The following is a 21,299-nucleotide window of genomic DNA, read 5'->3' as shown; positions in this document are numbered from 1 at the left end:
CAGCCCGACACGTCAGAAGGAAAGGTCTTCTAATACTTCGCCGGTCTGATGAACGAAACCCGCGTGGTCCCAGCTGATGAGGTTGCTACCATTCGGGCTGATACTACTAACACCGATATGCCGCAAGGCATCTTGAAGCGCACGCCCAAATATCTTGCTATTAGCGATTGGAAACAGTTTATCTAAAATGAATGTTTATTCAGTAGATGAAAGAGATTCTTCGACGGAAATGACAGCAAGTGGTTACCGGATTATGATTGTAAATCCGGGGCGGCGCATCAGCGCCTTCAATCTCGATGGAGGATCGGCTTCAGAGGCTTTAGAGTGGGCAAAGAAAAATGCGTCAGACGGCGGATTTTCGGTTGCGGCTCGCTTTGATGAGGATGGGGGCGGCGTCACGTTGATCTGGTTGACGCCGCCCCCGGAAGTTGTTATGGAGCGGATCGGCTAAGAGCAGACTGCCGTCTGAGTCGTCGGCTTGCAAAAAACAGGAGACGATATGTCGGATCCAGTTTTCTGACCTGTGGGGGTAATGATCTCGATGGTCGATGAACCCTGATAGTGGCCCGTCAAGGTGGAGCCGGCTTTATCGGCTGCAGGCGTGTAGAAGACGTTTCCGGAGCCATTCACCTTGACGGTGCGCGGTTCGTCGTTCGATTTTACCTGCTGCCAGTTCACACCGTTGCTGGTGTCTCCGTTGTAGGAAGCGCTGTCCCACATCAGGCCACTTCTCACTCTGACTGAGGCCGTAGGGGGGTAGGAGCCGGTGCCGGTGCACTTCACGTTGGTCTTGTAGATCACATAGATTTGGCCCTTCTTGCGGGCGCCTTCGGAGATGTGCGGGTTCTGCGCGTCGACCGTGCAGGTGATGGTGAAGGACGCAGCGCGCAGTGACGTTTGCCCCGAGGATGAGGGCGTCGCTTGAGCAGGTGTCGCGGCCGGGTCGGAAAAGATCAGAGAATCACCGATCTTCGTGTCATGTAGTACTTCGGGCGAGAGCGTGCTAGTGGTGGCGCTTGTCTCGGCTTGCGCAGGCCCTGATGCGATCAGGCTTGTCGCCAGGAAGAGGGCCACTCCGAGTAGTGAAGCGGCTTTACGTCGTGCGTGCATGGAAATCCCCTAATTTCGAGTGCTCACAGTCATGAGTTCCTCGCACTGTAGGCACATCTGCATCCTGGATCAAATCCTCATTCGGGGGTCAAATCTCGACGGGATACCATGTCTCGCCGTGGCGATTTTGGTGAGTGTCCATAGGCAATTCTGCTTGTTCGAGCACGCCACATGCACCATGGCGGCGCCCTACTTCTATTGAACTGCTTTTAGTTCACTATTCTTGTAAATCCCATGTGCCGCATCCATTGGAGCTGAAGGAATAGGCGTCACTTACTACGACCACTTCCAGGCGAAGCGCTGAAGACACGAAGTTGTTGTCAATGATATTTCCGGCGCTGTCGAGGAGCTCCCAATAGCAGTTGCTAATGCTTCCCTCGCTCACATAAGTCCCTGGAAGCACAGGTTCCCCCACCCGGTACGTGCCGTCTCCGACTCGCCTTCCTTCGGCTCGCAAGCGAGCATCATCAGCCGCCGCCGAGGCTGCGTCTCTCTCGGCCTGCTCTTCGCCGGCAACAATCTGCGCGTACGGAGCAGCTCCTGGATTATTGGGGCAAAGTTTCACTGCAATAAGCCGATTAGCGTACTCGCTTTTGCTCAAAGCGGCCGGATCAGTCGATCCGAGTGTCGAAGAGGTGCAGTATTTGTAGTAATCCTTTAAAAGCTTGTCGTATGCCGCATTATCGAAGTCATATGTGAAGATGCTCTTTTGTGCCTCGGACGGCGCTACGCCGCTCACGCGAATAGTCTCACAGTATGAAAACTCTGTCCCAGCGGCCCAAACCTCCTCAAGCGAATTGAAGATCGTCGACGCACCCGAGCACTTGAACTGATAGATAAAGCCGCCGACCATCGACTCGGTCAGCACATGCGTCGGCGTCGGCGTTGGTGTTGGTGTCGGAGTCAGAGTCGCAGACCGAGTAGGACTCGCGGTCGCGGAAGCAGAGCTTGCAATGGGATCCTCGGCGGTAGCGCAGCCAGACAAGAACAGCGCCACTGCCACTCCTACCGCTGAGGCCAGTACTCGGAAATGACGGGCTGCTTCCATGCCTCGGAGCCTAGCGCCGAGCGCGACCAGCAGGAGAAGACGACGCGTAGGGCGCACCCTCACTCCGGTTCAAGTTGTCCAGCTCGTCGGTTGTGCGGAGAGAACAGCGGTAAGCCGGTGGCGGTAGGCGGCGAAGCAGCGTCCACAGCCCCGATAGGCGGCTGCACATACGAGAGGGAGGGCAGCGCATCATGCGCTGCCCTCCCTCTCATTTTGCCCCGGGTCAGTCGGGTTGTCGGTCCGGCGGGAACAGGTGATCCGGCGGCCGGCTGTACGGCAGTGCTTCGCCAGGCTCGTTCTCGTCCGTGGACCCGGCGAACGGCCCATCGTGAGACAGCAGCACGGCCATGTGCGGGCCAGCGTGGTTCAGCCACCAGGCGCTCAACGGCAGACCGGGTTCCCGGCGTGCGTCCTCCCAACTCAGCCACAACGTCTCCAACCGCTGCACGGCCTCGTCACTGTTCCACCACTCGGCTTTCCACCGTCCGGTAGCGGGACCTTTCGCGGACACGCGGCGGCGGTAGGAGAACCGCCAGTACTTCCGCAGCCACTCATCCACCGATCCGTACACCCGCTCCGCCCCCGGCTCCTCTGCCGGTGCCGACACGTCGCTCGTCGTCGGCACCGGAGCGGCGACGGTCGGCGCCGGTTCAGTGGGTGCCGGGTCCGGTTCGGTGGTCGAGGGCGTCTCGCCTCCGGCGAACGGGTCTTCCTCATCGAACGGGTCAGGCAGGGGCATCAGCGCGGTCCTTCGCCGTGTCCGCGTCCTTCGTCCGCAGAAGGTCCCGCAGCGCTGCGCCCTCCGCGGCCGGAGCGCCCGCCGCCGCCGCGGTTGCCGGAGCGACGTTCTCGCTGTCGGCCGCGGCCGACGTGTCCTCGCCCGCGGCCGTGACCGTCGAGTCCTCGACCACGGCGGTTGCGGTGTCCTCCACGGTGGGCTCGGTTGCCGTGGGGCCGGCCGCCGCAGCCGGGGCGGTTTCCTCGACCACGGCAGGCTGCTTGGAGGGGTCGTGCGCGGCGATAGAGGCCTTGATCGCGGCAACTTGCTTCTTCGGTCCCCTGAACCACGGGATCGTGCGCAGCATCGCCGCGCGCGCGCCGGAAGAGAGCATGACCGCGTAGCCGCGAGGCAGGTTCGCCAGCTCGTCCACTTCCAGGATTGGCTCACGCTTCAACGACGTCGACGTGGACCGCACGCCCTTGTTGAAGCTCTCCGTGGACGCCTCCCGGTCATAGGTGCCGACCAGCTCAGAGAGGTTCTTCAAGAAGTCGTTCTCCCGGACACCGCCGGCATAGATGAACACGTTCGACGCGCTGCGCAGCTTCTCCATGCCTTCCTTCCCGAACACGGCCACGCCCTGCGAGTAGGACTGGAACACCGACATGATCGGAATGCCCCGGGACCCGAAGTGCGAGTACAGGTCGGGCAGGTCCGGCCACCGGCACACGTTCGCGGCCTCGTCCAGGATCGCGACCAACGGAGTCTGCATCCGCCCGCCCGCGGACACGTCCGCGAGGTCCGTCGCCGCTTCCAGCGTCGCCGCGGTGAGCGCGGTGACCAGGGGGCCGGCGGTGCCAGCTCCTTCCTTGGAGAGGCTGTAGAGGGTGTTCCGGCCACGCACGAAATCGGCGGCCTTGAATTCCGGTCGCGTCTCATTTTCTCGAGGATTGATCCAGTCGGACACGAACGTGTTCTGCAAGCTCGACGCCATCTCCTGCGCGGTGACGAAGTAGCCGCTGCGCGGCTTGGGGTCCGACTGCAACAGGCCCAGCAGCCCGTCCGCCTGCAACGGGTAGCCGCCCTTGCGGAGAATGCGCACCGTCTCCTCGTTGGTGGGCTCCGTGGTCCACGTGTACACGTCCCGGATTGGCCGGCCCGAGACGGCCGCGGCGAGCAGGAAGCTCGCCAGCAGCAGCTTCCCGTTGGCCTCGAAGTGCGCGTTGTCGCCACCGGACGAGCCGGCCTTGCGGCTGCCGGCCGCGAAGTAGCCGGCGAGCTTCGCCGCCCGAGTGTCATCCGTCACGTAGGTGAGCGGATTCCACCACCAGGTCGGTTCCTCCCGCGCGACGCGCTGAGGATCGAACACCCACACCTGACCGAACGCGGCCCGCACGTCGCGAGTCGCATCGAGCACGTCGCGCTTGTTCGAGGTGGTCACCATCGCGCCAGGAGCTGCCATCACCGCGGGGATGACGAAGCTGGTCGACTTCCCCACGCGAGGACCCGCGATGAGGGTGGTCATGTCCTCGAACGACGCGAACACCTGCTTCCTGTTCGCCGGAGCGATCGTCCCCAATGGGATGCCGGGGCTGTTCTTCACGCCCAACCGTCGAGATTTCGCGGTCGCCTCCTTCACCCGCAGGTGCTCCAGGTCGCCCTCCGTGGCCATGTGACTAGCGGCACGGTTGGCGACAGCTCGCGCCCGGCGCTCCTTCCGGCCCGACAGGCGTGCCCACAGGAACAGCGTCCCGAACAGGGCCACCACGGCGCCCACCACTGCGCAGATCAGTATTGCGGTGGGCGGCCACACCACCGTTCCGTCAAACAGGCCCACGATGACGCCCAGCGGCTCCAACGTCCCGATATCGGGATTCACGCCGTCCTTCTCGGACCCGTACCGGACGGCAACGAAGAGAGCGATCGCTCCCACGAACACCACCGCCACCGGGTATGTCCACCACGGGGTGCCGGATCGCCCCGGCTCGCGCTTGCGATTGTTCGACGGGCTCATGGCGTGACTCCTTCGGTCGGTGCTGTAGTGAGAGGGGCGCGAGCGGGGATCGCGTGCTCCACGGCCGCGGTGAACGCGAACGAGGCGGCGGTGGCCACGAGGACCGCGACGGCCAGGAGCCCGGCGATCGCGCCGACCTGACCGAGCGGCCCCCGCAGGAGAGCGGCGATGGTGCGGGGCATGGTCACGACGTCACCAGCTCCGCCAGCGGAACGGGCGCAGGCAGAAACCGGCGCGGCTCGCAGCATTCATAGATCGGCCCGTCATAGCGGGGCGTCGTGTCGGCGGGTGCCGCCTGCCAGCTAGTACCCCAGGTGAGGACGGCCTGGCCGTTGTCGGCGTACTCGCACGGAAGGTCCGTCATGTGGTCCCTGTGCGGGCGCATCGTCGTCATCGAGCAGCCCCAGAGGTAACCGTCGTAGACGACCGTTGAGGGACAGGTCATCCGGTGATCACCATCCAGGCGGCGAAAGCCATCCAGCCTGACGCGGCGGCCAGCAGCAGCGCGGATGCCCCGTGCAGCAGATGCTCCCTCGTGACCTCTTCGCGGAGGTTGATCACGTCAAGGATCACATTCCCGGCCGAGCCCACGAACATGCATGTCCCCCCGATCGCCGCGGGGATCGCGAAAGACTCAGTGAGGATGTTCACGGCAGAATCTCCACGACCACCGGATCGGTCGCCAGAGGCTCGTTCGCCCGTCCCGCGCGGGAGGTGGTGTGCCAGAGCTTGTTGGTGTCGTTGACGTCCAGCTCGGCGGCGGTGAGCTGCACCCGGATCGGGATGCCGGGCCGGCCGCCCACCTTGATCAGGAACCGGCCCCGGCCGGGAGGCTCCGACTCGTGTCCGGATACCGGGTCCCACGCGGGCGGGTCCTGCCAGGACGTGAGCATGTTCTGTTCCGCGTTCGACAGAGGGACGGCGGAGGTCAGGAGCGGCATCTCCGCACCGGGCAGGCCTCCGCAGATGACCATGCCGGAGCGCTCCACGAACCCGCGGGCTTTCATCTGGTCCTCCTGCGAGGCCAGGGCGAGGAGGTCGCTCATGGTGTGGCTGATCATCGCCAGGCCGACACCGCGGGCACGGTTGAGGCGGGTGAGCGCGTCGACGCGATCGACCATGCCGCGGCCTGCGCGCAGCGCCCGCCACAGCTCGTCCAGGATGACGAAGTAGTGCCGGCGCGGCTCCAACCCCGCCTCTGCGAGAGCGGACGCGACGTTGACGGTTCCGAACCCGGCGGACCAGCACGCCAGGAGGATGCTGGCCTGCAGATCGCCCTCAGAGTCATCGATCGAGGACACGTCGTAGACCACGGGCCGGTCCCGCCGCATCGGGGTAGTGGTCTGGCGGGAGAAGATCTCCCCCAGCCGGCCACCGGTCGTCAGACCGATCAGCGAGGCTTCGAGATTCTCCGTGATCGCCTTGTACCGGTTGAGGTCGTTGCGGTCGAGCGCGACCTGACGAATCTCCTCCGGCGCCGCCTGGATCACGGCCAGGAGGTCCGCGAGGACGGGGATGCCCTCGTGCGTCTCGTCCAGGTACTTCAGCGCCCGGTCGATGATCGTTTCTTCGCGGTCCGAGGGCGGCTCGGAGCGGAGGATCGTCAGTAGCGCTGCGATCATCGTGTGCCGGCGGCCGTGCGCGTCCGCGAGCACCTGAGATGCGAGGCGCTGCGACTTCACCGCGTGCTTGCGCTCCTCCTTCGAGTCCTCCCCGCGGGCGTCGAGCTCCGCCGCGCGCGCGAGCGCCCGGTCAGCGTCCTCGCGGAGACGCTGCGCCGCCGTCGTCGCCTCTCCCGGATCGAGGATGTTCAGATACCCCCGGCCGCGGCCGAGGGTAATGACCTGCCCATCCATCGCGCGAATCAGGTCCACGTAGTCAGGCTTCAAATCCCCCAGGACCAGCGGCAGAGTCCCGTAGCCGGCGAGGCCGGTCGCCATGCGGCGGGTCAGCGAAGATTTCCCCAGGCCCGGCTTGCCGAGGACGAACATCGAGGGGTTGGAGATGAGCTGCGCCCGCTGAAACCACGAAATCGGGTCACACAGCACCGACGCGCCGGTGGCGAGGTTCTTCCCGAGCGGGACGCCGATCATGGGTGTTCCGGTGCCGACCGAGAACGGGTACAGCCCGCACACCTGCACGGTGGTCGCGCGGAACTCATCGGCGGGCTGGACCGACACGGCCTGCCCTCCCCCGCGGCCGAGCCATCCCGTCGACGTCGGCCGCAGCGGGCGCTTAGGCGTCGGCTCCTTCTCGATCTTCTGCTTCCCGCCCTGGTGCGGAATCGCCCGCTTCTTCCGCGACCGCTTCGAGGGCTTCTCGCGCGCCAGCGGTGACGCGGCCGCACGTGCGGCCGCGGCCTCTTCCTGCACCCGTCGCGCGCGGCGAGACCCGGCGCGGCTGTCCGTCGACGCCGCCGCGGCCTGCGCCGTCGACGGGGCACCGACCGCGCCCGTGGGCACGGCCGTGTCGATCGCGTCGACGTCCACAGCCTCCGCGTCCTGGTCGACGTCAACGGCGCCGGTGGGCAGCTCGTCCCCGTCGACAGCAGCGGGGACGTCGACGGGGTCGGGCTCGTCGCGGTGGCGGGAGAAGAGCTTGGTGGTGATGCTCACTGGGAACCTCCGGCAGTGATCGAGGCGGGAAAAAGGGGCTTAACCGGGGACGGCACCGGACACTCGTCCAGTGCCGTCCCGGATGCGGTGGCGATCGTCACAGGGCTTCCCGGACCTCGTTCGGGATGCGCAGATGCCGCGGCAGAACGAGCCCCAGCGGCAGCGCCGCGGCGAACGCGGAGTCCTGCGACCCGAACGCCGGCCGCATCCGCAGCCGGGCGGCCGAGGTCAGCGAGTCGACTGCCGCGCGAGCCTCCGGCTCCTGTGTGCGCTGCATGGTCGTGGCCGTGACGATGAGGCCGAAGTTCATCAGTCCGGCTCCGGCGGCTTCTTCCGCGGCCGTGGCCTGCGCAGAGCGCGTCGAGAGGGTGGAGCGCGCCGTGGGCTTGGTGGACGCGGAGGAGTTGAACTGCGCCGCGTTGAGGTCCGCTTCCACCAGCGCCGCGGCGCGGGCGGGGTCGATGGGGCGGTAGAGCAGTGTGACGCGCTTGCGAGCAATATCCCGGTGCGGTGCCAGCAGACGAGCGAGGATGCCCGCCTGAACCACGCCACGCGGGGGCGCCGTCATCGTCCACGACGTCGACACCGCACCGTCGTGCCGGTACGAGTCCCAGTGCGCCTCTGCGGCGGCAGGGCCGACATCCGTCCACGACAGATCGGCCGTCTCCCCTTCCGCGCGCGCCTGATCGATCAGCACGGCCGCGTCGGGATCGTAGGCGGTGCGAATGACCTCGCAGATTTCCTGCGCGCCGAGCGGGCGGGCTGCGCCGGCCCCGGTGGCGGCGAGGGAAGACGTCAAACCGGGGATGCGGGCGGAGAGGTCGGAGGCGACTTCCTGTGCGTTGCGGCGCTTCCCATTAATCCGAGCATTCGCGGTAAAGGTGAGCGCGATGTACGCGCGGATCGTTGCGGAGCCCACCGGGTAGGTCTCCACGACCTCCGAGAGCATCGCTCGAGCAAATAGCGGGGCGTCCGGGTCCATCGACCCCTCGACCTCACCGCGCAGGCGCGTACCCGTGTCGGGCGCCGTCTCGACCGTGACCGACGCGGCCTCGATGCCCGGTTCGTCTCCGAGGTTCGCGAGCCAGATGCCGTACTCCGCGACCTGGTTGTTGATCTGCTCCTGATCCACCAGCGCGGCGCCGTCCGGCTCGGTCGCGAGCACGATCGTGAAGTGGCGCGTGGCGGGCGTGCTGATCAGCGCGAACCGGCGGCCGTGGGAGTCCTCGTGCTCCGTGAGCTGCGACGCCGCCGCGAGCCCGGGGAGCTGGAACGTTCCCCACTTCGCGCGGCCGATGGGTCCGGAGCGGTAGATGTTCGCTCCCTTGCTCTTGGTGCGCCACCAGTTCACGCGGACCACCGTCCTTCCCAGGGCTGACTGCCCGTGCTTGTCCTTGACCGAGACGCTCAGGAGGATGCCGCCGAAGATCCCGGCGACGACTAGAGCCGGCCCCAGGCCGGAGAACATGGACGCGATGATCGAGGACACGATGCCCACGAACATCACGAGGGTGGCGAGCTGCCCCAGCCCGCCGAGACCGGCGGTCTGCGGCTTTCGCCAGTTGCCGTAGGTGCGGGCCTTCACCGGATCGGTGGCAGTTGCGTTGCTCATGGGTTAGCTCCCGTTCTCGTTGCTACCGGTCGCCTCTTCGGTGCCCGCCTTGACCGCCTGCGCGGCATGCTTCGCGCCCTCCGCCGCCTTCGTCGCGACGGCAATCCCGGCGCCGATCGGACCGGCGGCAGCCGCCGCCCCGCCCGCTGCTGCGCCTGCCCCGGCGCCGCTCGACGCTCCGGCTCCTGCACCACTGGTCGCGGCACTTCCCGCACCCGCACCCGCGCCGCTACCCGCCGTTGCCGCCGACCCGGAAGGGTCAGCGCCCGGGGATGACGCGGGAGAGCCCGGTGACGATGTGCTGCCGGTCGGTCCGTCCGTAGACGAGCTGTTGCCGCCACCGCCACCGCCTCCCCCGCCGCCGTTGTTGCTGGCACGGATCGCGCCCGTCGCGACGTCACCCGCGGCCGAAAGGGCCGCAGCTCCCAGCAGCAGGCCCGCGGCACCGCCCCCGCCGACCGACGCAACGGCCGGCACGAGGAAGCGCATCAGCGCGGGCAGGGCCACGAGCGCGATCAGCATCAGGGCCAGGCCCGTCACGATCTGGAAGAGCCCCGTGCCGTCTGACTTGAACAGGTCGGTGCCGGTCATCCGGAAGGCGATCGCGTACACGATCGCCGCGGCGGGCTTGTAGAGGATGAAGGCGAGGGTCCAGGCCATCGCCTTCTTGAACCACTGCCGACCGATCTCGGTGTTCGTGAACGAGGCGGCGAGCGGGAAGATCCCGGCCAGGACGACGAGCATCGCGCCACGGAACACCATCAGCGCGATCTGCACGTAGGTCATGAACACCGCGAGCATCCCCAGCAAGAACAGGCCGATCAGACCGATTCCGGAGGTCGCGGTGAGTGCGATCATCGCGAAGACGTTGGTGCCGAAGCAGTTGCTCTCGCCCTGCTGCGACACGTCGCAGTCGGTCGAGTTGTTGAGAATCCAGATCGAGAACTCATCCCCCGCTTGCGTCGCCAGGCGGATGACGACCAGGCCCGCGCCGGCCACAGCGATCAGCGTGATGACGGACCCAGCCAGCTCGCGCAGCGGCAGAGCGCGCTGCGTCCACACCATGCGGCCCGCCGCGACGAGGATCGCGAGGATCGCGAGGCCCCCGGTGTACCACTGCAACTGCCCCTGCACCCAGCCGACGACCGAGGAGGACTCGTTCAGGTGCATCGCCAGCGGCAGGAACCCGGTCACGAGCGCCGACGCCGAGGACAGCAGCAGTACGGCCAGGAGGATGACGCCGATGCGGCCCATGTGAGCTTCGCCGTCGCCGTGCCGGCGACGGCTCGCCATCATCACGCCAGCGACGATCAGGGACATGACGGCCAGGCCCGCGGAGACCCACGTCACGTAGCCGAGGATCGTCTCGAACGCCTCCGGTAGCGGCGGTGTGCCGCCGCCGTTGACGCCGCCGCCCTGGTCCACGACCGTGACCGGGGAGGGCACGTTCATCCAGACGGTGCCGAGCGAGGCGATGGCCTTGCCGTAGCCCTCCAGTATGTTGTTGACGAACTGCTGCAGGGCGTCGTTCGACGCCTTCGAGACGACGTTGCCGATAGCTGCGCCGGTCCAGCAGAAGACGTCCGCGGGGCTGCAAGGCTCGCCAGTAGGTGCGGGGGTCACGAGACGCCACTCCACGTCACATAACCGCCCAGGCTTTGCAGGGCGACAGGGCGAAAGGTGGGATCGCCTTCATCGGTGAGGACGATCTTCCAGTCGCCTTCTACCCACTTCAACGCGTAGGCGAAGCTGAGGAGAGAGCCGTTGCTTACCTGGAAAGCAGTGTCGACTGTCGCATCTGTACCCGAATAGGACAGCAGCTTGAACCCGGCGATCTGCGCGCTCAAACCCGTGTTGCTCTGGGTTGTGTCTTTGGCCAATGCTGCGTCTCGCCCGGCACCTGGCACCGTGAGCTGTGCGGTCACCAACGAGGACAGGCGGGCGTCAGTTCCCATTGCCCAGACGTTGGCAATCGCGAACAGGGCTCCCTCAGGCGTGTGGGCGTAACAGGAGCGCACCCCATCGGTGCCGGTAATTCCGGGACCGACGACCGCTGACTCAGGAGCGGCCATCGTGCCGACGATGGTCCACTCAGTTGTCGGGGCGGCGGTAAGCGTTCCGGTCTCCTCGTAGCCGGGGAGCCCACAAACGCTTTCGGCCTCCGCCGAGAGGGTGGAGCTGGGGTTGGGGGTGGAGACGCCGGGGTCGGCGGTAGTGGTTCCGCCTCCCCCGGCGTCCAGGGACGTCACGCCGAGCACGATGCCTGAGAGGGCGAGTACTCCGACGACGGTTGCTCCGATGATGAAGCCCTTCGTGGTGAACGGGTTGCGCGGTTCGGAGTCGTTCATGACGTCCCTTGCCTTCCTGTTGGTGGTGTCGTGGTGGTTTCCCGGGACGCTACGCGCCCATCAGGAAGCCGACGACGGTGAAGGCGGCGGAGATGATGATCACGCCGATGAGCAGGCGGCCGAGCCAGCCGCCGATTTCGCCGCCTTCGCCGCGGCGGGCGGAGACGGTCATGGTGACGCCGAGGATGATCAGGCCGACGACGGCGACGCCGAGGCCGACCCACTTGGCCCAGCCCATGACCGTGGTGAAGGCCTCGAACCCGGGCGGCATGCCGCCGGGACCCGGGTCCGGCACGACCGCGCCGAGCGCGCCCGCGGTGGTGAGGATGTCGGTGGTTGCTGCGAGCAGGGCAGACATGGTGTGCTCCGTTTTCTGTGTTGGGTGGTGCGGGGTGATCGGCGCCGCGGGTGCGACGTCGAAAGGGTCCGGTTATCCGGTGGTGAGCGGGCCGTCGGCGTAGGCGACGTCGAAGTGCAGGTGGTTCGGGGTGTCACCGAACTGGGTGATGTGCTGATACGTGGTCGAGCGGCACTGGATCTGGCCGGCTCGAGAGCCCTGGGGCACCTGAGGGTCGAGGACGTCGAGGAGCTGGAGGGCGTTGGGGTCGCAGCCGGTTGTGGCGGTGCCGGCGAAGCTGTAAAAATCCACGGCGTTCCCGCCGCCGTTCATCCAGTGGGAGGAACCGGTGCCTGCGCCGAGCAGGCTCCCGGTGCACTGGCGGTTGAGGTCGGAGACGCCGATCTTCCCGAACGTGTTCAGGGCGATCGTGATGATCTGGAGAATGCGGACATCGATCGCGCAGTTCTCCTTGGGGGTGCCCGCAGCCATGTCGCGGATCTGCTGCGCGTAGCGGTCCTCGAGAAGGGTCAGGTTGCCAGCGTCCATGGCCACGACGAGGTTCGCTGCGAGAGCCTGCGCATCGCCGGACACGGCGACGCATCCACCGACCGGCGCCGGTGAGGCGGGCGCGGTGCCGATCGGCGTCGACGGGGCACTCACCGGTGCCACCGTCGTCGTCGCGGTCGTGCTGCTGCCGAGGCCGATGAGGTAGGTCATGATCGCCACGGCGTCGGCGCGGTACTTCGTGTAGTGGTTCGGGTCGGCGTTGCGCTGCACCCTGTTGATCGCGATGGACGGCTCCATCGCCTGCCAGCCCTCGACAGCCACGAGGCGGTCGTAGAAGAAGCCCGCCGAGGTCGTCGGGTCCATGCGCTGCTCGACGGTGCCCCAGCTCGACTGCTGCTGGAACAGGCCGATCGAGTCAGCGACCGAACCGTCCGGGTTGATCGCTCCGTCCCCGTAGTTGATGTTCACCAGGGAGGACTCCCCGATCGCCGTCTGCACGCCGAGCGTCTGCCCATCGGCGCCGAGGCCCTTCGCGGCGCCCGCGTTGACGATCAGCGCAGCGTTCACGAGCTGGTCGTGCCCGTAGGCCCCGACCTTCGCGTCCGCGGGGATCGCGGACACGTTCACCGGTCCGCCGCCAGGCAGGCATGCTGCGGCCGCATCCTCAGCGGCGCCGAAGAACAGCAGCCACAACAGCAGTGCAATCGCGAGAAGCGGTGCCAGGACCGCCGCGAGAACCCCCATTCCCCCCTTCGCCACCGGGCTACTCCGACGCCAAGGGGGTGATCTGCTCGACAGCCCACGGACCGGTCTCGACGGTGCGGTGGACGTACACGGAGTACTCCCCCGCATCCGTGGGAACCCGGATCCGCATCGTGAAGGCGCCGTCCCCGTCCCGGACCGACGCGGCACCAATGACGGTCGTGCAGGGCACGTTGGCAGGGTCGACCGTTTCGTAGGCGACCGCCGCTTGCTGGCTGAGGAACGGGTACAGCTCAGCGATCCACGTGTCGTAATCCAGGGAGGGCCGGCAGAACGCCGTGACAGCGGCCGTGGCGGTCGCAAGAGTGTCGGCCTCGACACTCGGAGCCGGAGCCGGCTCGGCGTCGACCGGCGCCGCCTCGGTCGCTGATGCGGCCGGCGCCGGCGAACCCTCGGCGGCATCAGAACTGGTCGAGACGGCCGGCGTCTGAGCTTGCGAGTTCTCAGCAGTCGGAGGGGCAGCGGGTGGTGAGCAGGCCGAGAGGAGTCCTGCGATCGAAACGGACACCCCAAGCAGCCATGCGCGTGCGCACCGCTCGCTTACGGTCCGCTGGTGAACTGCACTCAAGTTGTGCCCCCTGCGAGATGAGCAGGAGCGACAGCCACCCCCACACCTCGAAGATATCACTTTTTGGGGTCATGATTGCATGAGTTGACATCCGGAACTCAGCCGGTGCAGTCTTACTTGCGCATCGATACCCGAAGATGTCTCGGCGGGGACCCCATACGCCATGATGTTGTGATGACCTCCGAGCCCGGCACCCCCGATGTGCCTGCCTTGCCACCGGAGGTTCTGTTGACTCAAGCCGTTCTGGCGAAGAAAAACGGCGAAGTCATCCGCGCATTGTGGGGCGAAACCGGAATGTACTTCGGAGATTTAAAACGTTCCGTCGATATGACCGACGCATCGCTCTCGCGCTGTCTCTCAACGCTCGAAAGTGCCGGTATCGTCCGCGTGAGTACTCATCTTCCACCCGGTGGACGTCGCGGGGTATCGGTCATGTACTCGATAGACACCGAGCGATTCGATGAAGTACTCGACGGCTTCACATCGTGGATCAAAAGCAGTCACACGCCCTAGCACATTTATTCCGCTTCAAGCTCCGCAAGGATGCGTTCCATTGCCGCCTCTGCTTCGGGTGAAATCTCCCCGATAGAGCGCATTTCTCTTCGGACTCGATTTCTCCGAAGGTCGAGGACGGCCGGCATAGCCTCTTGAAGCTGCGGCGGCACATTTTCTTCGGCCCGATAGAAAAAGGTGGAGGGGACGTCAAACAGATCGCCCAGCGCCTCGAACACGCTAATGTCCTTTGCGAGGACGTGAGAGCCGGACAGCATGTAGTGCCATTTGGTGCGAGAGAGGTCGACCCCCGCGGCCTTGACGTGTTCCTCCACCACGGCCCAGGACGGCTGACGCCCGTGCATGGTTTCGTACCGGTCGGTTGCGAGTCGCAGACGCTGCGCCAGCTCCTCCTTCGAGACGGTGATCCCACCGGGGCTCGTTGGGGTGCCCGCTCCTGACTCGGAATCAGTCATGAGGTACTCCCTGTCGTTCGTGCACGTAGGCGCGGGCTTCTTCTAACACTCTGTACTGGTCGCCAGAGAGATTCGCATGAAGTAATAGGGCGTCCTCGCACTCGGAGAGGTAGCCATACAGCTCGCTGTAATCATCATCATCACGGCCACCGTTCCGGCGTCGCGCCGCCGGAATTTGCGTCATGAGGTCCGTCCAGATCGGCCTCAGTCTGACCAGATGGTATCGCTCGCGCTGGTGCTGCTGACGAGCCCGCCACCGGTCAGTAATCGGTGCGTAGCTGAAGCCGGCCGCGAGGAAAGCCCCGCCCGCCAGCGACAGGGCCAGATCCATCCCTTTGGAGATGTGGACCGAATCTACCCAGCCCCTAGCAACGAGCAGAGTCACTAGCAGCACTCCGAAACAACCGATGGCGATCAAGTAGATAGGCAGCCGTCGATGAAAACCGAAGTGAACACGGATGTTCCTACGGCAGGCAACAAGCCCCATACTTGCTGTCGTGATGAGAGAAAGCCAAAGCACCGATTTGAACGCGAGCGCCGACGTTTCGCGGTCATAGTAGATAAGCTCGACATCGGTAATAGGCCAGCTGCTGGCCATAAAGACCGCCACCTGTAGGCACGCGCCCGTCAGACCAAGCAAGTAGACGGTGAACCGCAAGCGCGTCCGGATTTTTGTTGAAGTGGCGGAACGAATAATTATGTCATCGAAGATGATGGTTGCGACGAGTCCAGCCATGTGCATTAGCAGAACGGCCCGGTTGTGGCCGCCTACAGCCTGATCGATGACTGTGTAGAGAAGCGTGTTCTTTAGGGCAAGGAGTATCGCAAAGCCCACGCACCCTATCGTCAACAAAGGATATTTGAAGGCATTTCGTGTCGCAATTAGGGCGATGACTGGAAGAGCGCTTGCTGCAACGATGACCCACTCGAGAATCATCACCATAGCGTTCCGCCGAAACCTATGTTGCGTTGCATCGACTGGTCCAGCGCGTCAGCCGCTTGAATTTTCGCGAGGGCGTCTGCGATGGCCTCCGCTAGATCCTCCCGATCGACTCCAATCGTTACCCCCTGTTGATCGAGGAAGAACCACATCAGCACGTGTCCGTATTCATGTTGCAGGTTGTGCTTGCGGTGTAGACGCGTCGTGTCGTGGGGAATGTACATGACGTTCTTATTGCTACTTGTCCGCTGCCAGTAGCTCACCACTCCCCCGTGCAGGAGAGCGGGAGGCGTGTCACGAAACACGATGTCTCTTCCGCAAAGGTCCTCCATGTAGGCGAGCAGGCTCTCCGCGGTCAGGGGTCGCGGAAGCTTCGCAGCGAGCATCACCCTCGACACGAGGGCGCGTACCGGTTTTGACCACACGGACACATTATGGTTCATTGAACACGTACAACACTGGTCGTTAGCGGCCAGACGGGGGGTGGTTTCATGCACGCGTCGCACGCCGCACGGCTCCGTGCGCTCGCGGCTGCGCCGCGGGAGGCATGGGCCGACACCTACCGTCAGCTCGTGATGTTCGATCTGCCTCGCGACGCGCAGATCGGTCTGATGCTCAGTTACTACCGGTCCTTCGCTGTCCCGTCGATCGCTCGGACGCTTCACCGTTCAGGTGCTATCAAGTCGGAACCCAGAAAACGCTCAGTAGACACTGCGCTCATTCTCTACGAACTCATCGACGGAGAACTTCAGTCAGATCGCGCGCTCGAAATGATCGACCTACTTGTCTCGGCTCATCGCCACGTGAAAGCGCCCAGCGAAGATTTCCTCTATGTTCTCTTCAGTCTTGCAATAGTACCGATGCGGTGGATAGAGAAGCATGGGTGGCGTGAGCTGACGTCGGCGGAGCAAGTTGCAACAATCGACTTCTACGCGAATCTTGGCCGCGCAATGGGGCTCAGTAATGTTCCAGAGGACGTAGATGCCGCAAACTCCTTCTATCGCTCCTATGAGGAGGATCGGATTGCCTGGTCGCGTGAGGGGCAAGAGTTGACCGACTGGACAGTCGGAGTCATCCGCTCAACTATGCCGACGCCTGTCCGCCCCTTCGCGCGGCTGATCCTCAGCACATGGATTGGCGATAAGCGTGTGAGTCAGGCGCTGGGACTTCCTCGAACCAACGCCTTTGTCTCGGCGCTTTCCGCTGCTGCAATGAGCGTGCGGAATCGCCTCACGGCGCGCGCCCCTCGTCCCGCAAGTCCGCGATTTGTTCAAGGCGTAACGGGGTCGGCCCAGTACCCGCACGGATATTCGTTGACAGATTTGGGGGCGCATCGATGATGAGCACTAAAGCCTTTGGCCCCGGGAACGGCACTGATGCGCTTGGAGCTATTCAGACGCTTGTCGAGCCGGACATGACCCGTGTGCTGAGCTTCCTCGCGGACACGGCGGCATCGCCGGAGCTGCTGGCGCGCGCTACTCGCCTGCGGCCGTCCGCGGTGCGCCTCAAAGTCGAAGCGCTCGACCGGTTGGGGCTCCTGATCCATCTGGGCGAAGATCTCCGCGTCGACCCCAACTCGATCGCGTCGTTCGTGGTCGCCGCGCGACGCTCGCTCGACCTGTGACGGCGACACACCGGGCAGCGCGTCTCGCGATCGCTAGCGACAGCGGTATGTTTTCAGGCATGGCTACTCCCAGGCGACCTCGCGGCTCGCTCAATGACGCCGTAGCGACCGGCTGGAAGGTCGAGCGCGCGGCGAAGGACCGTTTCGATCAGCTCGCGCGTCACGCCAATGTGTCGTCGGCTGTGTTCTTCGAACGCCTGGTAGAGAGCATCGAGGTCGATTCTCGAGGGCTGCCGGTGTGGTGGACCTCCGAGACCGAGCCGAACGAGGAGTTGCCGATCACCACGACTTAACGCATTAGGCCCGCCGCTCACGCGACGGGCCTAGAAGCTCTCGCTTCACACCCTCGCTTACCAGGGCTAACAGGTGTGAAGCAGTTCCAGAAGTACCGGTTTCTCAGGCCGGGCCTTCGTCATCCCCACCCGAGGGAGGAGAAGTGACCTCATCGTAAGCCACATTGCTGTGTCTGCGCACGCCCAAAACGCCGAAGTTGACCTCTTCTCGGCGCCGTGGACGCTGACGCGCCGGCTGAGCCCCCGTGCCGCGGTGCGCACGATGCGCCCGGACGCCTACGGGCGCCTGGACGAGAACGCCTATCCGGCCGCGTTCCCCGTCTCCCCCGTCGCGCCGGCCGCGCCGTGGGCGATCTACCTCACCGATGACGCTGGAGCGTTCCGGCTGCTGTGCTTCGACTTCGACGGCAAAGACTCCCACGGCGTCGACGCCGAGCTCATGGAGCAGGCCGCGGACGACTGCGACGCGCTTTCCGCTGTCCTCGACGCCCACCAGGTCGCTCACATCGTCTGTCAGTCCTCCGGCACCGGAGGCCGCCACCTGTGGGTCGCTCTCGCGGAAGCCGCCCCAGCCGAGCAGGTGGCCCGATTGGCGATCGCCGCTCGAGCAAACTTCCGCACCCTCGATCACGGGATGCTCCGCAACCCGCGCACCGGCGCCGCCCGTCCGCCGCTCTCCCCGCACCGCGACGGCAGCTTCTCGACCGTCCTCCGAGGCCGCGCGGAGGAGCTGCTGGATACGAACGTCACCGCGGCCGCCATCGATGCCGTCACGGTCGCGCTGGAAGAGTCCCGGCCGCCGCTGCGCGTCGACGCCACTCCCCCAGTACCCACCGCCACCGCACACCAAACGCACCGGACGCTCAGCGCTGCCGGCGCCGCGCACATGGCCACGCCCGGCGGCGGCGCGAATCCCTCGTGGACCGCGTTCATGTGCCTGCTCTCCGCTGCGCACGCCGGCTGGTCTGACACCGACGTCGAGCACGCCGCCCGGACCGCTCCCGGGATGGAGCACTACCGGACCAAGAACACCGGGCGCGGCCACCGCCGGCCCCGCGCCCGCGACGAGGCTGCGGAGCGCCTGGCGCGGCAGTGGGAGAGGGCCCGCCAGTACGCGGCGCTGCACGCCGTTCTCCCGCCCGAGCGCGAACCGGGCGACCTAGCGGAGCTGGACAGCCTCGTCGGCGCCGTCAGCGCCCTCCTCGACCGGTTCCGGGTGAGCCCGGGCCGGTGGGGCAGGACCGAGCGGGCGACGTCGGAGAAGACGATCCTCACCGCCCTGGCCTACCTCACCTTGCACACCGGCAAGCGCACCGTGGCCGCGTCCATCCGCGACCTGGCCCTCCTGGCCGGCCTGGGCCGCACCACCGCGGCAAGCGCCCTGCGGACGCTGCGCGAGGACGGCTACGTGCAGCTCGTCGTCCGCGCGGACGGATCCAACGCCAGCGAATGGCGACTGTCCGAGCACTTTTCCACAGGCTCCCTGCAAAGTCCGGTCACAACCACTAATAACCCCCGCCCCCCCGGGCCGCTTTTCACCGAACGAGCCATGCTGCTCACCACGCTCGAGGCGGACCTCACGGACACTCGGCACGACCTCTTCACTCGCGCCGGCCTCGGACACCTGGCAGGCAAGGCGTACGCGCTCTTGCGCCGAGAAGGGACCCTCGCTCTCGACGCCGCAGCCACCCTGCTGGGAGTGACCACCCGCACCGCCGCCACCGCCCTCTCCCGCCTGCGCACACACCGGCTCATCGTCAAGCACACCAACGGCTGGACCCAGGCCAAGCGTGACCGCCGAACCGCCGCCGCTCGTGCGATCGGGGTCGACGGAGCGTTGACGGATCGAGCGCACCGCTACGACGTCGAGCGCGAAGTGTGGGCCTGGTGGCAAGCCGAGCTCGCGCACCGCTCCTCCTCCCCCAGGCAACGCCCGCGACGCCGACACGTGTCGAGCCGTCCCCTGTTCGAGGACAGCACCGCTGGCGAGCGCGTCTGGCCGCTCTACCCCCGCGACGCCGCCGGCCGCGGCGATCACCGCGAGGCGCTGCACTGGGGACGCACCGGCATGCTCGCCCCCGGCTCGCTCTGGTGGTCCTCGACCGCCGCATGACGTCGACCGCACGCGTTCGAACATATGTTCTACTGGCGGCGTGGGAACGAACCGACGCTACGAGCGCCACGTCGGCGCACAGATCGATCGACGCATCGAAGAGACAGCCGGCCGCGGCCACCCCATCGGCCTGACCGACGACGAGCTAGACAAGACCCGGCAGCGGCCCACCTGGGCCGCCACTCCCCTGCCCGTCTGGGCTTGGGTCCGCTACCCCGGCACCCCCGTTCGCGTTGAGGGCTTCGCTATCGCCTGGACCGCCCGAGCCGTCATGGTCGAGTGGCAGGACCGCGACGCCAGCCGCCGACTGTGGGTCTGGGCGTCCGCCGTCGAGCGACGGCCCCAGTAACCGCGCATCCCCCAAGTCAGCACGTCAGCATGTTTACATGTCAGCATGCAGACTGGTAGTCTTGTCATCATGATTACAGCGGTAGTGAACCTGAAAGGCGGGTCGGGCAAGACCTCGACCGTCATCCATCTCGCAGCAGCGCTTCGCGAGACCGGGGAGAGCGTGCTCATTGTCGACGGCGACCCGCAGGGCAGCGCGCTCGACTGGGCCAACACCCTCGGTTGGGACGCGACCGGGCTGCCTCGCAACACGATCCACAAGCAGCCCTGGTTGAGCAGCAGCCACCAGAACGTGCTCATCGACACTCCCCCGGGCGACCTGGGTATCACGACGTCAGCAGCTCGAGCCGCTGACCTGATCCTGATCCCGATCCAACCCACCAGCGGCGACTTCTCCCAGTACGCGGAGACGGTCAACCTCATCGAGCAGGTTCAAGCCCTCACGGACGCGCCGGCCTTCACCCTCCTCACCCGAGTGGTCAAGCGCACGGTCGCCGCTGGGCAGATCCGCGACGCGCTCGAACCGTTCGGCGTCCCCGTCCTGACGAGCGAGATCCCGCAGGCGCAGGCTCTCGCGATGGCGTACGGCCTGCCGATCACCGATCCTGGCCAGTACCGAAACGTGCTCGCGGAGTTGAAGGGAATCGTCAAGTGAGCGAGAACCGCTTTGCGGCCGCGGGCCGCGCAGCTCGACCGAAGAGAGCCCAGGCGGGCGAAGGCACCTTCGTGCCGCCGACCCAGCTCGCCGTGTTCTCCGTCCGACTCCCCCAGGACTCGATCCGAGCGGTGAAGATCCTGGCGGCCGAGCAGGGCGTCCCCGTACAGGTGCTCGCTGCGGAAGCCTTTCAACTCCTCCTCGCCCAGTACGAGGGACACAAAGCTGATGACAAGTAAGCATGTAATCAAGTCAACTTCCCTACATGCCTACCGGGCCGTCCGGCCCTCCCAGGCCGTCACTCGCCATCCGCGGTGACCCCGTGATTGGGAGCAGCCGGCAGACGCGGGATCGGATGACCCACGAGCTACTGCGCGTCGGCGCCGCTATCTTCCGGGGGACCTGCGCGGTGGCGGCGGCGCTGTTCGAACCCACGGCTCGGCAACTGTGGTGACGGACGTTCGAGTCCCCACAGCACGTGCTGACTTGTAGGCATGTTTACAAGTCAGCATGTCGCGGTCGACGGTGGGGGAGGGTCGGCGTTGCCGCCCCATGAGGGGTAACCCCTCACGCTCCCCGGTATCCCGTTCCGGGGCGCGAGCTGCACTCGCGCAGCAGCGACGGAGCGCCGCCCAGAGGTTCGGCCGGCGGTGCCGGCCGCTGATGTTCGCCCGTTGGGCTCACGCTTCTTTGCCGTGAAGCCTTCGGCGGCTCCC

Annotated in this window: 25 protein-coding genes; 9 read left to right on the top strand and 16 right to left on the bottom strand. The window is 65.9% G+C overall.

Annotated elements, in window-relative coordinates; all coding sequences use genetic code 11:
* Positions 1 to 154 precede the first annotated feature (154 nt).
* The gene (locus tag C5D04_RS10140; protein ID WP_258068887.1) at positions 155 to 451 is read left to right on the top strand and encodes a hypothetical protein; all 297 of its coding nucleotides are present in this window, start codon (positions 155 to 157) and stop codon (positions 449 to 451) included.
* On the opposite strand, the gene C5D04_RS17930 is transcribed toward C5D04_RS10140, so the two are convergent.
* The 13 genes from C5D04_RS17930 to C5D04_RS18220 form a co-directional block, all read right to left on the bottom strand.
* A complete protein-coding gene (locus tag C5D04_RS17930; RefSeq protein ID WP_146083200.1) occupies positions 448 to 1,074 on the bottom strand; it encodes a hypothetical protein in 627 nt (208 codons plus the stop codon). The genes C5D04_RS10140 and C5D04_RS17930 overlap by 4 nt on opposite strands.
* 253 nt (positions 1,075 to 1,327) lie before the next feature.
* A complete protein-coding gene (locus C5D04_RS17925; protein WP_146083199.1) occupies positions 1,328 to 2,107 on the bottom strand; it encodes a hypothetical protein in 780 nt (259 codons plus the stop codon).
* A gap of 274 nt (positions 2,108 to 2,381) precedes the next feature.
* Positions 2,382 to 2,897 carry a DUF4913 domain-containing protein gene (locus tag C5D04_RS10135; protein WP_104256228.1) on the bottom strand — a complete coding sequence of 172 codons (516 nt, stop codon included), beginning with the start codon at positions 2,895 to 2,897 and terminating at the stop codon, positions 2,382 to 2,384.
* On the bottom strand, positions 2,884 to 4,890 hold the full coding sequence (locus C5D04_RS10130) for a type IV secretory system conjugative DNA transfer family protein (protein ID WP_181074616.1): 2,007 nt from the start codon (positions 4,888 to 4,890) through the stop codon (positions 2,884 to 2,886). The genes C5D04_RS10135 and C5D04_RS10130 overlap by 14 nt, the downstream gene beginning before the upstream one ends.
* Positions 4,887 to 5,072, bottom strand: coding sequence for a hypothetical protein (locus C5D04_RS10125; protein WP_104256227.1), 186 nt, complete (start codon positions 5,070 to 5,072; stop codon positions 4,887 to 4,889). The genes C5D04_RS10130 and C5D04_RS10125 overlap by 4 nt, the downstream gene beginning before the upstream one ends.
* 259 nt (positions 5,073 to 5,331) lie before the next feature.
* Positions 5,332 to 5,541, bottom strand: a complete 210-nt coding sequence (locus C5D04_RS10115; protein ID WP_104256225.1) for a hypothetical protein — start codon at positions 5,539 to 5,541, stop codon at positions 5,332 to 5,334.
* On the bottom strand, positions 5,538 to 7,220 hold the full coding sequence (locus C5D04_RS10110) for an ATP/GTP-binding protein (RefSeq protein WP_374953325.1): 1,683 nt from the start codon (positions 7,218 to 7,220) through the stop codon (positions 5,538 to 5,540). The genes C5D04_RS10115 and C5D04_RS10110 overlap by 4 nt, the downstream gene beginning before the upstream one ends.
* A 382-nt stretch (positions 7,221 to 7,602) precedes the next feature.
* Complete coding sequence (locus C5D04_RS10105; protein WP_258068886.1) at positions 7,603 to 9,090, bottom strand: SCO6880 family protein; 1,488 nt, start codon at positions 9,088 to 9,090, stop codon at positions 7,603 to 7,605.
* Positions 9,091 to 9,120: 30 nt separating this feature from the next.
* Entirely contained in the window at positions 9,121 to 10,740 is a 1,620-nt protein-coding gene (locus C5D04_RS10100) for a hypothetical protein (RefSeq protein ID WP_104256224.1), read from the bottom strand.
* Complete coding sequence (locus C5D04_RS10095) at positions 10,737 to 11,465, bottom strand: hypothetical protein (RefSeq protein ID WP_104256223.1); 729 nt, start codon at positions 11,463 to 11,465, stop codon at positions 10,737 to 10,739. Before C5D04_RS10095 ends, C5D04_RS10100 begins: the two co-directional genes overlap by 4 nt.
* Before the next feature lie 49 nt (positions 11,466 to 11,514).
* Positions 11,515 to 11,823 (bottom strand): hypothetical protein, encoded by a 309-nt coding sequence (locus C5D04_RS10090; RefSeq protein ID WP_104256222.1) that lies wholly within the window; start codon positions 11,821 to 11,823, stop codon positions 11,515 to 11,517.
* A 72-nt stretch (positions 11,824 to 11,895) separates the two neighbouring features.
* Positions 11,896 to 13,056: a hypothetical protein gene (locus C5D04_RS10085; protein WP_146083198.1), complete on the bottom strand. Its 1,161-nt coding sequence runs from the start codon at positions 13,054 to 13,056 to the stop codon at positions 11,896 to 11,898.
* A gap of 19 nt (positions 13,057 to 13,075) precedes the next feature.
* Positions 13,076 to 13,246 (bottom strand): hypothetical protein, encoded by a 171-nt coding sequence (locus C5D04_RS18220; protein ID WP_181137695.1) that lies wholly within the window; start codon positions 13,244 to 13,246, stop codon positions 13,076 to 13,078.
* 570 nt (positions 13,247 to 13,816) lie between these two features.
* Here C5D04_RS18220 and C5D04_RS17915 point away from each other — a divergent pair.
* The gene (locus tag C5D04_RS17915; RefSeq protein WP_146083197.1) at positions 13,817 to 14,155 is read left to right on the top strand and encodes a helix-turn-helix transcriptional regulator; all 339 of its coding nucleotides are present in this window, start codon (positions 13,817 to 13,819) and stop codon (positions 14,153 to 14,155) included.
* Positions 14,156 to 14,160: 5 nt separating this feature from the next.
* Here the strand turns inward: C5D04_RS17915 and C5D04_RS10075 are convergent, their stop codons facing one another.
* Genes C5D04_RS10075 through C5D04_RS17910 form a run of 3 tightly spaced genes read right to left on the bottom strand, consistent with a single transcriptional unit; the run spans position 14,161 to position 15,774 of the window.
* Entirely contained in the window at positions 14,161 to 14,610 is a 450-nt protein-coding gene (locus C5D04_RS10075) for a hypothetical protein (RefSeq protein WP_104256219.1), read from the bottom strand.
* Positions 14,603 to 15,547, bottom strand: coding sequence for a hypothetical protein (locus tag C5D04_RS10070; protein WP_146083196.1), 945 nt, complete (start codon positions 15,545 to 15,547; stop codon positions 14,603 to 14,605). Before C5D04_RS10070 ends, C5D04_RS10075 begins: the two co-directional genes overlap by 8 nt.
* Positions 15,547 to 15,774 carry a hypothetical protein gene (locus C5D04_RS17910; RefSeq protein WP_146083195.1) on the bottom strand — a complete coding sequence of 76 codons (228 nt, stop codon included), beginning with the start codon at positions 15,772 to 15,774 and terminating at the stop codon, positions 15,547 to 15,549. Before C5D04_RS17910 ends, C5D04_RS10070 begins: the two co-directional genes overlap by 1 nt.
* Before the next feature lie 348 nt (positions 15,775 to 16,122).
* Here C5D04_RS17910 and C5D04_RS17905 point away from each other — a divergent pair, with 348 nt between their 5' ends.
* The 7 genes from C5D04_RS17905 to C5D04_RS10040 all read left to right on the top strand — a co-directional run bounded on the left by C5D04_RS17905 (position 16,123) and on the right by C5D04_RS10040 (position 20,822).
* Complete coding sequence (locus C5D04_RS17905) at positions 16,123 to 16,890, top strand: oxygenase MpaB family protein (protein WP_146083194.1); 768 nt, start codon at positions 16,123 to 16,125, stop codon at positions 16,888 to 16,890.
* A gap of 74 nt (positions 16,891 to 16,964) precedes the next feature.
* Positions 16,965 to 17,174: a hypothetical protein gene (locus tag C5D04_RS10060; RefSeq protein ID WP_146085237.1), complete on the top strand. Its 210-nt coding sequence runs from the start codon at positions 16,965 to 16,967 to the stop codon at positions 17,172 to 17,174.
* Between the two features lie 59 nt (positions 17,175 to 17,233).
* Positions 17,234 to 17,467 carry a hypothetical protein gene (locus C5D04_RS17900; protein ID WP_146076972.1) on the top strand — a complete coding sequence of 78 codons (234 nt, stop codon included), beginning with the start codon at positions 17,234 to 17,236 and terminating at the stop codon, positions 17,465 to 17,467.
* Between the two features lie 169 nt (positions 17,468 to 17,636).
* Entirely contained in the window at positions 17,637 to 19,580 is a 1,944-nt protein-coding gene (locus tag C5D04_RS10055) for a hypothetical protein (RefSeq protein ID WP_104256215.1), read from the top strand.
* A gap of 40 nt (positions 19,581 to 19,620) precedes the next feature.
* On the top strand, positions 19,621 to 19,929 hold the full coding sequence (locus tag C5D04_RS10050; protein WP_104256214.1) for a hypothetical protein: 309 nt from the start codon (positions 19,621 to 19,623) through the stop codon (positions 19,927 to 19,929).
* Between the two features lie 84 nt (positions 19,930 to 20,013).
* Complete coding sequence (locus C5D04_RS10045) at positions 20,014 to 20,583, top strand: AAA family ATPase (protein ID WP_181133838.1); 570 nt, start codon at positions 20,014 to 20,016, stop codon at positions 20,581 to 20,583.
* Positions 20,580 to 20,822 (top strand): ribbon-helix-helix domain-containing protein, encoded by a 243-nt coding sequence (locus C5D04_RS10040; RefSeq protein ID WP_104256212.1) that lies wholly within the window; start codon positions 20,580 to 20,582, stop codon positions 20,820 to 20,822. Before C5D04_RS10045 ends, C5D04_RS10040 begins: the two co-directional genes overlap by 4 nt.
* Positions 20,823 to 21,299: the final 477 nt, after the last annotated feature.

The organism is Rathayibacter sp. AY1D2, assembly GCF_002932695.1.
In the GTDB taxonomy this organism is placed as follows: Bacteria; Actinomycetota; Actinomycetes; order Actinomycetales; family Microbacteriaceae; genus Rathayibacter.
This window is presented reverse-complemented; position numbering and strand designations above follow the sequence as displayed.

Coding starts and splice junctions, on each gene's coding strand:
- C5D04_RS10135 (WP_104256228.1), bottom strand. CDS start 2,897: ATGCCCCTGCCTGACCCGTTCGATGAGGAAGACCCGTTCGCCGGAGGC.
- C5D04_RS10130 (WP_181074616.1), bottom strand. CDS start 4,890: ATGAGCCCGTCGAACAATCGCAAGCGCGAGCCGGGGCGATCCGGCACC.
- C5D04_RS10125 (WP_104256227.1), bottom strand. CDS start 5,072: ATGCCCCGCACCATCGCCGCTCTCCTGCGGGGGCCGCTCGGTCAGGTC.
- C5D04_RS10095 (WP_104256223.1), bottom strand. CDS start 11,465: ATGAACGACTCCGAACCGCGCAACCCGTTCACCACGAAGGGCTTCATC.
- C5D04_RS10090 (WP_104256222.1), bottom strand. CDS start 11,823: ATGTCTGCCCTGCTCGCAGCAACCACCGACATCCTCACCACCGCGGGC.
- C5D04_RS10085 (WP_146083198.1), bottom strand. CDS start 13,056: ATGGGGGTTCTCGCGGCGGTCCTGGCACCGCTTCTCGCGATTGCACTG.
- C5D04_RS17915 (WP_146083197.1), top strand. CDS start 13,817: ATGACCTCCGAGCCCGGCACCCCCGATGTGCCTGCCTTGCCACCGGAG.
- C5D04_RS10075 (WP_104256219.1), bottom strand. CDS start 14,610: ATGACTGATTCCGAGTCAGGAGCGGGCACCCCAACGAGCCCCGGTGGG.
- C5D04_RS10070 (WP_146083196.1), bottom strand. CDS start 15,547: ATGATTCTCGAGTGGGTCATCGTTGCAGCAAGCGCTCTTCCAGTCATC.
- C5D04_RS17910 (WP_146083195.1), bottom strand. CDS start 15,774: ATGTACATTCCCCACGACACGACGCGTCTACACCGCAAGCACAACCTG.
- C5D04_RS10060 (WP_146085237.1), top strand. CDS start 16,965: ATGACCCGTGTGCTGAGCTTCCTCGCGGACACGGCGGCATCGCCGGAG.
- C5D04_RS17900 (WP_146076972.1), top strand. CDS start 17,234: ATGGCTACTCCCAGGCGACCTCGCGGCTCGCTCAATGACGCCGTAGCG.